The sequence below is a fragment of the Variibacter gotjawalensis genome (assembly GCF_002355335.1).
In the GTDB taxonomy this organism is placed as follows: Bacteria; Pseudomonadota; Alphaproteobacteria; order Rhizobiales; family Xanthobacteraceae; genus Variibacter; species Variibacter gotjawalensis.
The window spans coordinates 3,093,690-3,108,890 of record NZ_AP014946.1 but is presented as its reverse complement, the minus strand read 5'-3'; the positions used below and the strand labels follow the sequence as shown (position 1 = coordinate 3,108,890).

Genomic DNA, 15,201 nt, shown 5'->3' with positions numbered 1-15,201 from the left:
CTTCTCAGCGACGAATTATCGGTTGCCCGTAGGCGAGCGAAAGCTGGTTTGGCTGCCATCCTTCCGTTCTGTTGCGACCGTTCGTTTTGGCCCGGTAGAGCGCGCTATCTGCTTTTCGCAATATTTTTTCGAGGTCTTCGATTGATTCAACGACATAAAAACCGATGCTGGCAGTTACCGGAATAACTTTTCCATCAACGACGATGCTGGCCGATTGTATCACCGATCGGTATCTATCGGCGATCGAACGACTCACGGCTTCGTTGGCGCCTGGTAGAACGATTGCAAATTCTTCTCCACCAAAACGAGCAACCAAATCACCTGCGCGAGCTGCATCATCAAGAAGATGAGCGACGCGCTTGAGAACCTCATCGCCCGCGTGATGGCCATAAGTATCGTTGATGCTCTTGAATCGATCGATGTCGAGCATGAGAACGCCAACCGGTTTCTGCTGACGAACGCTTCGCTCAACTAACCGAGGCGCAACTCGGTCGAAAACTCGTCGATTACGGATGCCGGTCAAGAGGTCGAAGCGCGCATCGTTTGCAAGCTGGACCTCGTGCGTCCAGCGTGTACGCTTGATTTCGAGCAGAAGCACTGCGATCGAAACACCAAGGAAGTTCGCCACAGTTAGCGGAACAACTACCTTGTTGATCGCCGTCGTGAGCATGGATCCAGGGAGCAAGAACAGGCTCAACAGCGAAATGAAAGAAGCGCCCAGAAGGAATAACGCTCGTTCCGAAACGCTCACTTTCGGCACGTAATGCGCAAGAACGATACTCGCGCCAGCTGATAAGCCTATCCCAACAAGACCGGCGGCCATTGCTGGGCCTGCGGTCCAAGCTCTGAATGCAGCAGTGACCAACACAGTTAGCAGCAGACCAACAGGTCCGCCGTACATCATCGAGATCAAAACGAAGACATGGCGGAGGTCAAAAAATAGACCGTCTATCACAACAGGTACGGCCATCGAGATTGCTGCAGCAGCGGCAATCGAGGCGCCAGTTGCGAGCTGGCCAATCCAGACGGGCCTTAAGCGTACGAAGAAGCCATAGCCGATCGATATGAGTGAGATCAGACCCAGGCACTGGAGAAAATCTTCCAGCAATTCGCGAAACAGCATCGGTCGTGTCCACGAAACGTCCCCAGGCGGAGCATGCACCGGGTGAGTGAATCAATCGTTGCCTTTACCGGCCGACGCACCCACCAGATGCAGCGGCTTGCATGTTCTCATTTCGTTCTCATTCTGGGCCGCCACGTTCAGTAGCCGAGTCCTAGTGATCCTCGTCGAATAACCGTATGTCGTATTGCGGATCGGTTGCGCGAGGTGTGGGCGGGAGGGACGTTATCGGTTAGCCAGGGCTAGCGGCGAAGTTCGGCCCGCAGGCGAAGTTATCGGCGGCGCTTCTGCTCACGGCCGACTGCAACTTACGCGGTGAGCACCCGGGCAAGAACTTCTGCCAAGCCGACTTTCCTGACATTCACGGAGGGCCGCCGCCCGACTTGCCACCGGCACTCGTTCCGAAGCTGAGGGCAATAACCGGGGGAAAGCCGTGAGCCGGCGCGATCGCCACCTCTATGACTTCTCCAAGAAGCACGAAGATACATGGGCGCTCTTCCCGTGGTCATACGGAGCCAACATCGCGGCTGAGCAATGGTGTCGCCTGCGAGGGCTAGAGCCGGTCTTAAGACCTCCCAGTTCATTGAGGACAAGCAGTGGCTTTGCTTCGTCTTTGAGAAGAAGTCCGACGCTGAGGCCATGCTGGCCGCTTTTGGCGGCGACGGCTTCCTGCCGAACCGTCCAGAGTGGCTAAAGGCTTGACGCAATCCGAGACACCCATTCCTTCGACGGCCGAACGCTGGACATTAATTATACGATTCACTGCATGTATCGTTTGCGCTTTCCCTATCTCGCGATGATGCGGATACTCAATTGCGCGCGTTATCCTGAGCCGCCGCTTCCCGGAGGACGCGCAGAGCGTCGTCTCTTATGGCCCCCAATCCTGCAGAGGCGACGCTCGTACCGCTTGACTTTGGCCTGTACTAAATTACCCAGTGCGATTGCGGCTTCATCCGTCACACAGGGTCCGAAAATGCGTTTTAGGAACGTTTTAGCGGCGTTGGCTTGCGCGGCCTTCGCAGCGTCTTCTCCCGCGATCGCGAAAAGCTTCACCATCGGCGATGACCGTCCGGTCGCAGTTATCGTGGTGCCAGATAGTTGGAATCCGAAACCGATCGAAGACGGCGTCGAAGCGACTTCTCCAGACAACAAGGTCTACATCGCGGCGGAAGCTGTCGAAATCGCGAATGTGGAAGAAGCACTGAAGCAGGCGGTCGAATATTATCAAGAAGAGGGGATTACTCTCGAAGGTCCGCCCATTCAAAAAGAGAGCAAGATCAACGATCTCGACGCGATCGATATCGTGTGGAAGGCTCGGGATAAAGACGGCCCGACATTTGCGGCACTGACTTTCGTCATCCTGAATGCGAAAGATTCGGTACTCCTATATTTCTGGGGCGATGCTGAAGGTGCAAAGCTCAACGAGCCGGCGCTGAAAGCTATCGGCGAGAGCATCAAGCCTGTTTCGAAGTAATCTTCGTCATCGCGTGCCTCTGTAGCTCGCTCTCCTCGCAGCAACTTGCTGCGGGGTTTTCCTTTCGCTTGGCAAAAGCTTCGCGAATTAACGGTCAGCCCAACTCGATCAGTCAAGTCAGCTTCCTAAACCGCTCCGCCAAGTCGAGCCATGCCTGGCGGTCATGGCACTGACCGGCAGACGCCGACCGACCCGCGTCAACTATGGGATGCGTGGCCCGCACAGCGAGGAGCGCGTTTCGGAGCACTGTTGCCCGCTTACACTATTTGTTCAGGCGCTCCCGGTTAGCTTAGGCTAGTGATTCTCCATTAGGACTGAGCCGATGAAAAAGTTTCTTGCAGCAGCATTCTTCGCAACGACCGCTTTGACGAGCGCACACGCCGCCGACCTCGGTCGTCCTGTTTACAAAGCCGCGCCGATGGTTGAGCCGTACATGACGTGGAACGGCTTCTACATCGGCGCCAACGCTGGTTACAGCTGGGGCCGTGATCGCGTCGCTGGCACGCGTTCGGACATCGACGGTTTCTCCGGTGGTGGCCAGATCGGCTACAACTGGCAGTGGTCGCCGAATTGGGTGTTCGGTGTTGAAGCCGACCTCCAGGGCGCGAACATTGAGTCGAGCTTTGCCGGCATCAACACGAACGTCCACATGTGGGGCACGGTTCGTGGTCGTCTCGGCTACGCCTGGAACAACGTCCTCCTGTACGGCACCGGCGGTTTCGCTTATGGCCGCAACGAGCTGACGCTCGGCGCTCTGTCGCAGACGCGCACGCACACCGGCTACACCTTCGGTGGCGGTATGGAATACGCTTTCGCTCCGAACTGGTCGGCTAAGATCGAGTATCTTTACGTTGACCTCGGCCGTGAGACCTACGACGCCTTCGCAACGACGGCTCGTTCGGACTTCCACACGGTTCGCGCCGGCATCAACTACCGCTTCGGCGGCGCACCGATTGTAGCGTCTTACTGATCCTTCCAAGCCTCAGCTTGACGCGAGTCGCCTCGGCTTAACGGTCGAGGCGATTTCTTTTGTACGGTAGCTAAAGACAGCGGGATCGGCGCTTTTCAGTCAGTCAAGCACGAACACTCTCAGTCCGAACGAATCTGTATGCATTATATAGTTTTGGTCGCTGCATTGACGCTTTCGCTCACATCAGGGCTAGCTCAAAGCACACGAGAAACGTGGATCGACAATCGGATCGAAGCGCTTACGCTTGTGAAAATGTGTGCATCGACCGTTACCGTATTCAACATACGTAGCCTGGATTCTGTCCGGCAATTTCTACCCTTCTCTCAGTACGATCGCTTGCTTTTGCATCTCGGCATTGAGGCCGATGCATCTGGCTCACAGCGGGTCGATCTCAGCCCACAGGATGCTTGCCGACTTGCTCATGAACGTTTCGGAGAGCGGGGCGTGGTGGAGGCAGACCTGGTCCGGAGAACCTCGCCTTCTTCGTTTCCTCAGTGATCTTCCAAAAACTCGGTACCTGAAGCACCAATGAACAATACCGTCGCAAGCTTCGCTTTCATCACGTATCTCTTTCCAATCGCTGCGTTGGCAGATGTGGCGGCTGATGCCGTTGCGATAATCCATGGAGCGGTGGACGGCACGTCGATGCCGGAAAACAGCGCTTACCACGCGTCCGTTTTAGCGAGGGCTTCAGACAACCCTTACACGCTTCGTTCGCGCCTCAAGGTCAAAGCGCCTACCGGCATCTCAGATGAACACGACGCTCGTATTTCGGCGTTTGTAACTGACAAATGCCAAGTGACGATTGAGGTCGTCATCACCGCAAGAGATCAAGAGGTTTTCCGGGAAGACGCCGTTTTCGATTTCACGAAATTAACTGGGTTGGCTAAGCCGAGATCGACGCCCAATGAGCCAACGTTAGATCTCGAGATTAAAGACGGTTTCTGTGTTAGCTCTAGCTCGCAGAGCGGGACGTTTTGTACTGGGGACAGTGCATGGATTTACCATCAAAGCCCGTTGCCGATACCACAGGCTGAGGCCGCTATAGCAAACATTCAGAAGGCGTGCGCCAACTGAGCGGGTGGCGTTAAGCAACGGCCAGAACGGCTCGTCTTGGTCAGCCTCACGTCTGGTTCAAGATGGCTGACCGCATGGCGAAGAGCAGGCGTACCGCTGCCGATGTCATAGGTGGAAAAGCCCGCCAGATTAACGCGTCGGAAACCACGGTGCTGACAATCAATCTCAAATTGTCGCCTTCCAGCTTTGTGTTGCTGGTCTGCACTATCGCTGACTGCCAGCTCCTCTACGGTCGGTTCAACACCAACCGGGACCGAGATTATGAAAAAGCTTTTGGCAGTTACTTTCCTCGCATCGACCGCACTGACGGGCGCACACGCGGCCGACCTCGGTCGCCCCGTTTATAAGGCACCGATCGCAGTCGCTGCTCCTTACATGATGTGGAATGGCTTCTACATCGGCGCGAATGCCGGTTATGGCTGGAGCGATCAGGACGTTCGCACAACTGGTCAGTCGCTCGCCAACATCGCAAACGTCAACGGCGGCGCTCGCCCCGGCACAGTCGGCATGAACCCGAACGGTTTCACCGGCGGCGTGCAGATGGGCTACAACATGCAGGCCGGAAATTGGGTGTACGGCATTGAAGCCGACATCGCCTACACCGATTTCCACGAAACTCGCACGATCACGACCACTGGTCTTGCGCCGGGCCTCGCGCCGAACCTGCAGAACACGTTCCGTCAGGAACTTGAATACCTCGGCACGGTTCGCGGCCGTCTGGGCTATTCGTGGGGTGCAACTTTGCTCTACGTCACAGGCGGTTTCGCTTACGGCGGCGTGAACAACAGTGCGTCGTTCACGGGTGCTAACGGCGCGGTAGTCCAGTTCGACGGCGGCCGCGATCGCATCCGCACTGGTTACACGGTTGGCGGCGGCGTGGAACAAGCGCTTGCGGCCAACTGGAGCGTGAAGCTCGAGTACCTGTATTATGATCTGGGCCGCGAAAACGTAAATGTCGCGCTTGTTCCGGGCAGCGGCGGAGCCGCCACCGGATACAACAGCCGCTTCGACAATTCGGGTCACATCGTTCGCGCCGGCATCAACTGGCGCTTTGGTGGTGCTCCGATCGTGGCGTCTTACTGATCCTTCCAAGCCTCAGTTTGATACGCACAACCCCGCTTCGGCTAACGCCGAGGCGGGGTTTGCGTTTGGACGCTACCGTTCACCAAGTGCGACGTTGCTAGGCGATGAACCCGTGCGCCATGTCCTGATAGAGGCTCCAATAGCTCTGGCCGACGACAGTGACTGAACTTCCGTCGGCAAACTCGTGGACCATCCCAAAGCGGCCACCGCTTAGCGATTCTTGGTGCCAGTTCACAACGCCCTTTTCGAACGATATGTGATCGCCCTGAGCGCTGCTGAAGTCGCTGATAGTCATGTGGCCTGAAAAGCTATCTTTGATGATGAAGGTGTCTGCATCACCCTGACCGCTCACTTGGCCATGTTGGTTTCTTGCGTTGAAGACGATTGTGTCGTGGCCGGCGCCAGCCCAGACGTTGTCCCAGCCACCACCGAGATAGATCTGATCGTTGCCGCCGTAGGTCGAGATGAAGAGGCTATTCGCGTTGTCGAAAACCATCTCACCTGCGTTGGTGGTGCTGATCGACGAGTCGGTGGACGTAGCCATCCACATATTTCCATAACGAATAGACATCGTGTTGAGTCCTCTGCTGCTGGCCCCCTTGGGCCGTCATATGCAGAGACGAGATCGATTGGAGATATCGGACACGCGCCTCGGAAATTCTTTCCGGAAGATCAAAGCACTCCCAAACAACGGCGGCTGACGTACGCTTCTTGGCCGAAACTCGCAGCGGTCGCGTGCTGGCTTTGATCCGATCTTTGTGAAGAGCGACTAGCGCTCTTGGAGTGAACCCGAAGGCGCGTGGTGACCTTCAGTTGACGCCGAAGTTGGGGCTAGAATTAGGGCCAAGTTTGTGAGTGAAGACAAAAATTCAATTATATCAATACGTTGAGTTATTTGAATGGCGGAAGGGGTGGGATTCGAACCCACGGGAGGCTTGCACCCCCGGCGGTTTTCAAGACCGCTGCCTTAAACCACTCGGCCACCCTTCCACTTAGAGTGCTGAACCCATGCATCACGGAATGGCGGATCGTCAACTCTCGTCAGTGAATGGGGTCTGCGACGCTCCTCTCGCCTGCGCCAAGAACGCCGTTTCCGCCCGGCGCTAAGGTTGGCGACGCGACCGGATGAATGTTCGCCCAAACATGCCGGCCCGCACCTTGGCGCTTAGCTGCGTAAAGCGCGGTATCTGCGCTGGCGAGCAGGTCATCGGGCGAGCGCCCATCGATTGGGTAGGAGGCTCCGCCGATACTGACTCCGAGGCGGACGGGCTTCCCGATGCCAATCTCGTAGGGCTCCGAGATCCGAGCAATAATGCGGCGCGATATTTGGGTCGCCACGTCAACGCTCGTCTGCGGCAGTATGATGACGAACTCGTCGCCTCCAATGCGAGCGACAACGTCAACCGCACGGACATTCTCGCGCAGCCGTTTTGCAACGAGTTGAAGTGCGCTGTCGCCCGCCGCGTGACCGTGGTGGTCATTGACCTGTTTGAAGCCGTCAAGGTCGAGGTAAAGAACCTGCACCTCTGCGGCTACGCCAACCGCGTTCTCGGCTTCCTTCAAGATGGCGTTCAACTGCTCGCGTTCTTGAGCTCGGTTCGACAAACCCGTGAGTGGGTCGGACTGAGCAAGACGCGCATTTTCGTATTGCGCCGTGAAGAGAGTCACAAGCCCGTTGTAATTATCTCGCATCACGGAAATCATCCCGACGGTTGTCAACATAAGCGGAAGCGGGAGAATTAGAGCGTAAGGCAGCGGCGATATTGCGAGTGCGAGCGAGTAGGGCACGGTCGTTATGATGATCGCCGCGATCGTATAGCGTGGTGTTCCCGCGTTGCGCGATGACAGCGCGCCAACGAGGGCTGATGCGGCGGTGCCGAGGAGCAAAATTAGCGGCACGTCGCCGGTTGTGACCCCGACTACAAGAGCACAAGACAAGCAAGCGATCCAAATCAGGCTGAACACAAGGGGCGTCTCGGCATCGCCTCTTTGGCCGCGCTTTTCATGCGCGTCATATCGCGCAACGTTGATCCATCGAAAGCAGCCGAAGAATAGCTCAAGGGCAAGCCAAGCGTACGCCCACAGCGCTTGAGTCATGACAATCGCCGCGAATGCAATCGTCGAAGAGGCGATTATGCTGAACATCAAGGTGCGCTTTTTGGCGAAGCTATAGGTGAGAAGCTGACGCTGCACCCAGGGCGGCAGATCCTTGTCGGATCCTCCCAGCCGACGGCCAATCGATTGCATCATTCGTCAAAACTCGATGAGAAATTCGGCCACTGCGAAACCGGGCGATATTGCGCTGCACCGCTTAAGCCTTCCGGCGCGATATGCATCAACTTGGATCGATTGAGTTGACACAATCTTCAGTTGCCCTTCCACGAGCAGCAGATGCCCGATACGCTCACTCCTCAACCTGCGACGCATAAGAACGCAGGACCGGAGGACGTTCTGATGAAAGGCCTAATCCGTTCAGTCGCATTGGCGAGCACGGTCATTGCGTTCGCTTCGCTAGAGGTTGCCGCTCAAGTCTCGGACGATGTCGTCAAAATTGCCGTGATGGCAGACATGTCCGGCCCATTCGCTGATCAGCAGGGTCCTGGAGACGTCGTCGCGACGAAGCTTGCGATCGAGGACTTTGGTGGGATGGTTCTTGGCAAGCCGATCGAGATCGTCGATGGCGACATGCAGAACAAGACGGACGTCGGATTGACGCTCGCCCGCCGCTGGTACGATCTCGAGAAGGTCGATGTCATTCTAGGACTTGGATCTTCCGCAGTCGGCATCGCGGTGCAGAACGTCGGGCGCGAGAAGAACAAAATCACCATCGCGACGTCCGCGGGCACGACAGAACTCACAGGCAAGGCCTGTTCGCCGACCGGAATGCATTGGGTTTACGACACATACGCGCTCGCCAACGGTACGGCGACCGCGGTCACGAAGGCGGGAGGAGACAGCTGGTATTTCGTGACGGCCGATTATGCGTTCGGCCATTCGCTAGAGAAGGATGCGGGCGGTGTTGTGCAGAAACTCGGCGGAAAAGTGCTCGGAAGCGCGAAGGCGCCACTGAACACGAACGACTTCTCGTCATTCCTCCTGCAAGCCCAGGCGTCCAAGGCGAAGGTCATCGGTCTCGCCAATGCAGGAACCGACACGATCAATTCGATGAAGCAGGCGCGCGAGTTTGGGATCATGGCAGCGGGCCAGAAGATGGCGGGGCTGCTCGTCTCGCTCACCAATATCCGCGCTTTGGGTCTCAAGGACGCTCAGGGCCTTCTTTTCACCGAGGCTTACTATTGGGATCAGAACGATGAGACGCGCGCGTTCGCCAAGCGTTTCCAAGCGAAGCACGGCAAGCCGCCGACGATGATGCAGGCGGGCATTTATAGTGCCGCAGTTCATTACCTGAAGGCGGTCAAGGAGGCGGGAACGGACGACACGCAGAAGGTGCTCACAGCTATGCGCCGGCTTCCCGTGAATGATTTCATGACGAAGAACGGGACCATCCGAGAAGATGGGCGGATGATGCGGGATATGTACTTGCTTGAGGCGAAACGCCCGGACGAATCGAGTGGGGAATGGGATCTCATGAAGGTCGTCGCGCGAATCCCTGCAGAACAGGCGTTTCGTCCGCTGTCGGACAGTGAATGTCCGCTGATACAAAAGTAACGTCTAGGTCACACCGGCCCATGTCGGGCGGGCTTATGGCGTCTGGCAAGTCCCGGAATTCCCCTTTGATCACACTCTGTTGACCAAGAATTACCGGCGACACTCGCATTTGTTGCAGTTGCAACTCAGTGTTGCGCAAATGCACTATTCAGTCTGTATGGCCTAGAGTAATTCCAGGGCATCAACTCGCTCGGGACAACAAAAATGAAAAAGCTTCTCGTCACCGCCTTCCTCGCAACGACTGCTTTGACCAGTGCGCAGGCCGCCGATCTTGGCCGCCCGGTCTACAAGGCACCGGCGATGGTCGAATCGTACATGACCTGGAACGGCTTCTATATCGGCGTGAACGGCGGCATCGCAGCCGGCGACCACACCGCTCGCATCACCGGGATCGATGGCTCGCTGTCGCTCACCTCGCGCGGTGGCTTCGGCGGCGGTCAAATCGGTTACAACTGGCAGTTCTCGCCGAACTGGGTGTTCGGTGTTGAGGCTGACGTGCAGGGCGGCAGCATCGAATCGTCGGTTACGGCGAACCTTGGCGTCCTCGGCGCCCTCTCGGTCGGCTCGGAAACGACGGTGTTCGGTACGGCGCGCGGCCGCCTCGGCTACGCGATGGGTAACGCTCTCTGGTACGCAACCGGCGGTTACGCTTGGGGCCGCAACAGCGTGTTCCTTGACGCCGGTGCGCTCGGCAATGCGACAGTCACAAAGACCCACTCGGGTTGGACAGTGGGTGGCGGTCTCGAATACGCCTTCGCTCCGAACTGGTCGGCTAAGGCTGAATATCTCTACGTCAACCTCGGCAGCGAGCCGTACCTTGACCTCGGCCTGGCCGCTCCTGCTGCGCTCACGATCAAGCACGACTTCCACCTCCTGCGCCTCGGCGTGAACTACCGCTTCGGCGGCGCACCGATCGTTGCTTCGTACTAATCGAGCGAAACAGTCCTTCTAAGAAACGCCTCGGCCGCAGGGCCGGGGCGTTTTTTGTGCGTTGCGGTTACCATTCTGAAGAGGTGTTGCACTACGGTCATAGCGGCTTAACCAATCCGGCGTTACAGATAACCGCATACTTCGAGTTTATTGATTGGATCATTTTGATGAAGAAGATTCTCTTGGTCGCCATGCTGGCGACGACTGCCTTCACGCCCGCCATCGCTGCCGATCTTGGTCGCCCGGTTTATAAGGCTCCGGCCGCTGTTGCTGTCCCGGTCACGGCCTGGAACGGTTTCTACGTCGGTGGCAACATCGGTTACGGCTGGGGCCGCTTCGATGCTGACGGCGTCACCGGTGGTGGCCAGATCGGTTACAACTTCCAGTTCTCGCCGAACTTCGTTTTCGGCCTCGAGGCTGACGTGCAGGGCGCCGATATCAAGTCGGGCGCTGTTACGACGAATCTCTGGGGCACTGTCCGTGGCCGCGTAGGCTACGCTTTCGATAACGCGCTGGTTTACGGCACGGGCGGTTATGCTTGGGGTCGCACTGAACTTGGCGCGCTGAAGGACACGCGCTCGGGTTACGCCGTCGGTGGCGGTCTCGAATACGCTTTCGCGCCGAACTGGTCGACGAAGGTCGAGTATCTGTATGTCGATCTGGAAGGTCGCGCGGCTGACTTCTCAGTCGTCCGGCTGGGCGTGAACTATCGCTTCCCGGCAGCGCCGATCGTCGCTTCGTACTAACCGCTAGTCGGCCTGAAATGAGAAAGCCCGCCTCGGCCTAGCAGCCGGGGCGGGTTTTGCTTGTCTTGTCTTAACTTGGGCAGCGTCCAGAAACGCGAAACCCCGCCATCGTTTCCGGGCGGGGCTTCTTGGGAGGCGGCCGTTACATCCGCGGTCAGCCTCACTTGCGCAAACAATGCGCCGCAACCGTGAAGGTTCCGTTTCATTTGACGCAATTCATCGGATTGCGGCTGCCGCTGTGGGCAAAGCGCCGTTAACCAACCACCAATCGAAAACCTAAAAGTTTACGGATCGGACACCTTGTCCAGGCTCTTCTGACGCGCAGAACAGCGCGCTTCTCGAGCGCGGCAAGAAGGTTTGATCGATGCGGCAATTGGTGACTGGAGCAGGGCGGCGCAGTGCGGTGCTCTTGGTGATGCTTGGTGGCGTCAGCGTTCTGCTGGCCAACTGCGCCGGAACGACCAGCAAAAGCCGCGGCTTCAGCCCCAGCAAATACGGCGTCTCAGCCAGTGCACGCGTTGTAGAGCCGGGTCAGCCTGTTCCAAAGGGCGGCGGCACGTATCGCGTCGGCCGTCCCTATGTCATCGCGGGCCGCACTTACGTTCCGTCCGATCGCCCGCACCGTAGCGAAGGCGTCGCCTCCTGGTACGGCGACGACTTCCACGGCCGGCTGACGGCCAACGGCGAAGTCTATGACATGCATGCGATCTCGGCCGCGCATCCGACGATGCCGATGCCAAGTTATGCGCGCGTCACGAATCTCAAATCCGGCCGATCGCTGATCGTCCGCGTCAACGATCGCGGACCGTACCACCACGACCGCGTCATCGACCTTTCGTCGAAAGCTGCTGAGCTGCTCCAGTTCCGCGGGCACGGCATCTCGCGGGTGCGCGTCGAGTATGTCGGGCCGGCACCGCTCGAAGGCTCCGACGATCGCCGTCTGCTCGCGACCGTCACCGATGGCCGCCCGGCGCCGGCACCGAGCCAAGTTCGCATCGCGGCCGCTAAGCCGTTCGTGCCGGAGGTTCAAGAGCGCGTGAGCGTGCGGCGCACGAGCACGATCACCGAGGTCGAAGAAGAGAAGTTCAATCCGCGCGATATCCGCGCGATTTTGGACCGGCCCTACGGGACAGGCGTTTCGGCAGGCAGGGGATTGTACTGAGGTCCCCATTGATCCGGCCGCTCGACCGCATACGATACGGAGAGGGGAATAGCGGATCATGATCGTGTGCCGAGGCAACACTGGGGGCGCTCCGCGAGCTATGCGCTCGTGCGCCCTTCTCGTTGCGGCGATCGTTTCGTTCGCGCTTGCTCCAGCTTCCGCTCAGCAGCCGCCGCCGAAGAAGGAAGAATTCCAAACCGCGGCGCCGTTCGCGATTCTCATCGAAGCCGAAAGCGGCGCGGTGCTTTTCGAGAAGAGCGCCGACCAGCCGATGTTCCCGTCGAGCATGGCGAAGCTAATGACGGCTGAGGTCGTCTTTCAAGCCATCAAACAGAAACGGCTCACCCTCGAAGACGAAGTCACGATCAGCGAGAATGCGTGGCGCAAAGGCGGCGCGCCGTCCGGTGGCTCGACGATGTACGCGCAGCTCAACAGCCGCGTGAAGGTGCACGATCTCATCCGCAGCATGGTGATCCAATCCGGCAACGACGCCTGTATCGCGCTCGCCGAAGCGATGTCGGGCAACGAGCCGACCTTCGCCACCGCGATGAACAAGCGCGCGCAAGAGATCGGGCTGACGAAGTCCAACTTCGCGAATTCGACCGGCCTGCCGGATCCCGCCATGAAAGTGACGGCCCGCGATCTGTCGCGGCTCGCGCGGCATCTCATCCGCGAATATCCGGAATTCTATCCGCTCTACAGCGAGCGCGAATTCACCTGGAACAAGATCAAACAACAAAACCGCAATCCGCTGCTCGCGCTCGGCATCGGCGCCGATGGATTGAAGACCGGATACACGAGTGACGCCGGGTACGGCCTCGTCGGTTCGGCCGTGCAGAACGGTTTGCGGCTGATCGTCGTCGTGAATGGATTGAAGACCGCGAAAGATCGTTCGGACGAGGCTCGCAAGATTCTCGAATTCGGTTTCCGGGGCTTCGAATCGCGCGAACTGTTCCGTGTCGCGGATACGGTCGGCGAGGTGAAGGTCTATGGCGGAACGCAAGGCTCCGTGAATGTGGTCGCAACCTCGGTGGTCAAGCTGCTGCTTCAGCGTGGCGCCAATGAGAAGGTGAGCGCCAAAATCGTCTATTCGGGCCCCGTCAAAGCGCCCGTCGAGAAGGGTCAGCGGATCGGCGTCGTGAAGGTTTGGCGCGGCGATCACCTATCCTTAGAGGTACCGCTGGAGGCCGGCGAGAGCGTTCCGGCCGGAACTCTGGTCCAACGGGCTCTCGATGCAGCCAGTGAGTTTGCCATCGGCTTGTTCCGCGCGGGCGTGAAGCGCATATGATGCGCCGATGAATAACGGCTTCATCACATTCGAGGGCGGGGAAGGGACGGGCAAATCGACCCAGTGCCGTCTTTTGGCTGATCGCCTCGTTCAACGCGGCTACAAGGTCGTGGTGACGCGCGAGCCTGGTGGATCGCCTGGAGCCGAAGCGATCCGGCACGTGCTCCTGTCCGGTGCCGCGCAGCCGCTGGGACCCGACGCCGAAGCGCTTTTGTTCGCGGCGGCACGTGATGACCATCTGCGGACGACGATACGTCCGGCGCTCGCGTCCGGCGCTTGGGTGATCTGCGATCGCTTCGCGGATTCGACGCGGGTCTATCAAGGCGCGGCCGGAAAAGTTTCGCCGCAGATCATCGACGGCCTCGAGCGCATCGTCGTCGGGCCGACGCGGCCGAACCTCACGTGCATTCTCGACCTGCCGCCGGATGTTGGTCTCGCGCGCGCGGCGACGCGCCGCGGCACCGACAGCGTCGATCGCTTCGAAGGCGAAGCCATCGAGTTTCATGAGCGGCTGCGCAAAGCCTATCGGGCGTTGGCGACCCGGGATCCGCAACGCTGTGTCGTCGTTGACGCAAAGGGCGATCCGAAGTCGGTGTCGGATCTCGTCTGGGCGATCGTGTCCAGTCGCTTTGCCTTCGGCGTTCCAACGGCAGGTGCGGCGCGATGAATGCGCCGCTGCCGCGCGAGAATTTCGATCTCTTCGGTCATCGTGAAGCCGAAGAAGAATTCCTCGCAGCGTATCGCACCGGGCGCATGCCGCATGCGTGGCTGATTTCCGGCGCCGAAGGCATCGGCAAAGCGACACTCGCATATCGCATGGCCCGTTTTGTCCTCGCGCATCCCGACCCGCGCTTGCCGGCGGCGCAGCGCGCGAAAGACCTCTTCGTCGATAATGACAATCCGGCAGCGCGGCGCATCGCGGCGCAAGCGCATCCGGATCTGCTGGTGCTGGAGCGCACCGAAGGCGACAACGGCAAATTGCGCACCGTGATTACGGTCGATCAAGTGCGCCGCACGAACAGCTTCTTCGGCTCGACGGCGGGTGAGGGTGGATGGCGCGTCTGCATTATCGATACGGCCGACGAGCTTCAGTTTCCGCAAGCGACCAATGCGCTGCTCAAGATTATCGAAGAACCGCCGGCGCGCGGACTGTTTCTGTTGCTCAGCGCAACGCCAGGCCGACTCTTACCGACGATCCGCTCACGTTGCCGTTCGCTGACGTTGCGGCCGCTCACCGACGAGCAAGTCGCCGAAGGTGTGGCGGCGTTCGGCGAAAACGAAGGCGGCTCGGTGATAGACGCAGTGTCGGCGTCGGGCGGCAGCATCGGGCGCGCACTGGCGTTACTCGACGGCGATACGCTCGCGCTGCGTCACAAAGTCGGTGCGCTGCTCGAACGTCTCCCGGCCGTGCCGCCCGAAGCACTTCATGCGCTCGGCGATGAGATGGCGGGCACGGATTCGGAACGCCTCGCCGCGTTCACCGACACGGTGCGCGATTGGCTTTCGGCGCGCCTCTCGGCCTTGGCGGGCGAGCCTCACCGCCTTGCACAGGTGGCGGAGGTATGGGACAAGGTCACGCGCGCCGCGCGGGACGCCGAAATCTACAATCTGGACCGTAAGCCGCTGGTGTTCAGCGTGTTTGGATTGCTGGCCGAGACGGCGCGCTAGGCGCTGCGACCGAA

General features: G+C 59.0%; 14 protein-coding genes and 1 tRNA gene. 11 read left to right on the top strand and 4 right to left on the bottom strand.

From position 1 onward, the window contains the following. Window positions 1-4: 4 nt before the first annotated feature. Window positions 5-1,123 carry a GGDEF domain-containing protein gene (locus tag GJW30_RS15100; RefSeq protein ID WP_096356723.1) on the bottom strand — a complete coding sequence of 373 codons (1,119 nt, stop codon included), beginning with the start codon at window positions 1,121-1,123 and terminating at the stop codon, window positions 5-7. Window positions 1,124-1,886: 763 nt separating this feature from the next. On the opposite strand from GJW30_RS15100, the gene GJW30_RS15095 reads away from it, so the two are divergent. The 4 genes from GJW30_RS15095 to GJW30_RS15080 all read left to right on the top strand — a co-directional run bounded on the left by GJW30_RS15095 (window position 1,887) and on the right by GJW30_RS15080 (window position 5,724). Beyond that, on the top strand, window positions 1,887-2,594 hold the full coding sequence (locus GJW30_RS15095) for a hypothetical protein (RefSeq protein ID WP_130364495.1): 708 nt from the start codon (window positions 1,887-1,889) through the stop codon (window positions 2,592-2,594). 322 nt (window positions 2,595-2,916) lie between these two features. Further along, complete coding sequence (locus GJW30_RS15090) at window positions 2,917-3,564, top strand: outer membrane protein (RefSeq protein ID WP_096356719.1); 648 nt, start codon at window positions 2,917-2,919, stop codon at window positions 3,562-3,564. 528 nt (window positions 3,565-4,092) lie between these two features. After that, entirely contained in the window at window positions 4,093-4,641 is a 549-nt protein-coding gene (locus GJW30_RS15085; RefSeq protein WP_096356717.1) for a hypothetical protein, read from the top strand. Window positions 4,642-4,902: 261 nt separating this feature from the next. After that, window positions 4,903-5,724, top strand: coding sequence for an outer membrane protein (locus tag GJW30_RS15080; RefSeq protein WP_096356715.1), 822 nt, complete (start codon window positions 4,903-4,905; stop codon window positions 5,722-5,724). A gap of 97 nt (window positions 5,725-5,821) precedes the next feature. Here the strand turns inward: GJW30_RS15080 and GJW30_RS15075 are convergent, their stop codons facing one another. From GJW30_RS15075 to GJW30_RS15065, 3 genes are all read right to left on the bottom strand, one after another. After that, window positions 5,822-6,295 (bottom strand): calcium-binding protein, encoded by a 474-nt coding sequence (locus tag GJW30_RS15075; protein WP_130364493.1) that lies wholly within the window; start codon window positions 6,293-6,295, stop codon window positions 5,822-5,824. Between the two features lie 329 nt (window positions 6,296-6,624). Continuing rightward, window positions 6,625-6,714: transfer RNA gene (locus tag GJW30_RS15070), tRNA-Ser, on the bottom strand. Between the two features lie 51 nt (window positions 6,715-6,765). Next, a complete protein-coding gene (locus tag GJW30_RS15065; RefSeq protein WP_096356711.1) occupies window positions 6,766-7,974 on the bottom strand; it encodes a sensor domain-containing diguanylate cyclase in 1,209 nt (402 codons plus the stop codon). 204 nt (window positions 7,975-8,178) lie between these two features. On the opposite strand from GJW30_RS15065, the gene GJW30_RS15060 reads away from it, so the two are divergent. The 7 genes from GJW30_RS15060 (at window position 8,179) to GJW30_RS15030 (ending at window position 15,187) form a co-directional block, all read left to right on the top strand. Then, window positions 8,179-9,393: an ABC transporter substrate-binding protein gene (locus GJW30_RS15060; RefSeq protein ID WP_096358856.1), complete on the top strand. Its 1,215-nt coding sequence runs from the start codon at window positions 8,179-8,181 to the stop codon at window positions 9,391-9,393. A gap of 204 nt (window positions 9,394-9,597) precedes the next feature. Continuing rightward, the gene (locus tag GJW30_RS15055; RefSeq protein ID WP_096356709.1) at window positions 9,598-10,323 is read left to right on the top strand and encodes an outer membrane protein; all 726 of its coding nucleotides are present in this window, start codon (window positions 9,598-9,600) and stop codon (window positions 10,321-10,323) included. A 167-nt stretch (window positions 10,324-10,490) separates the two neighbouring features. Continuing rightward, on the top strand, window positions 10,491-11,069 hold the full coding sequence (locus GJW30_RS15050; RefSeq protein WP_096356707.1) for an outer membrane protein: 579 nt from the start codon (window positions 10,491-10,493) through the stop codon (window positions 11,067-11,069). Window positions 11,070-11,484: 415 nt separating this feature from the next. Beyond that, a complete protein-coding gene (locus GJW30_RS15045) occupies window positions 11,485-12,231 on the top strand; it encodes a septal ring lytic transglycosylase RlpA family protein (protein ID WP_172887642.1) in 747 nt (248 codons plus the stop codon). A gap of 100 nt (window positions 12,232-12,331) precedes the next feature. Further along, window positions 12,332-13,519 (top strand): D-alanyl-D-alanine carboxypeptidase family protein, encoded by a 1,188-nt coding sequence (locus tag GJW30_RS15040; protein WP_096356703.1) that lies wholly within the window; start codon window positions 12,332-12,334, stop codon window positions 13,517-13,519. Between the two features lie 7 nt (window positions 13,520-13,526). Next, on the top strand, window positions 13,527-14,186 hold the full coding sequence (gene tmk, locus GJW30_RS15035) for a dTMP kinase (protein WP_096356701.1): 660 nt from the start codon (window positions 13,527-13,529) through the stop codon (window positions 14,184-14,186). Continuing rightward, window positions 14,183-15,187, top strand: a complete 1,005-nt coding sequence (locus GJW30_RS15030) for a DNA polymerase III subunit delta' (RefSeq protein WP_096356699.1) — start codon at window positions 14,183-14,185, stop codon at window positions 15,185-15,187. Before tmk ends, GJW30_RS15030 begins: the two co-directional genes overlap by 4 nt. Window positions 15,188-15,201 lie beyond the last annotated feature (14 nt).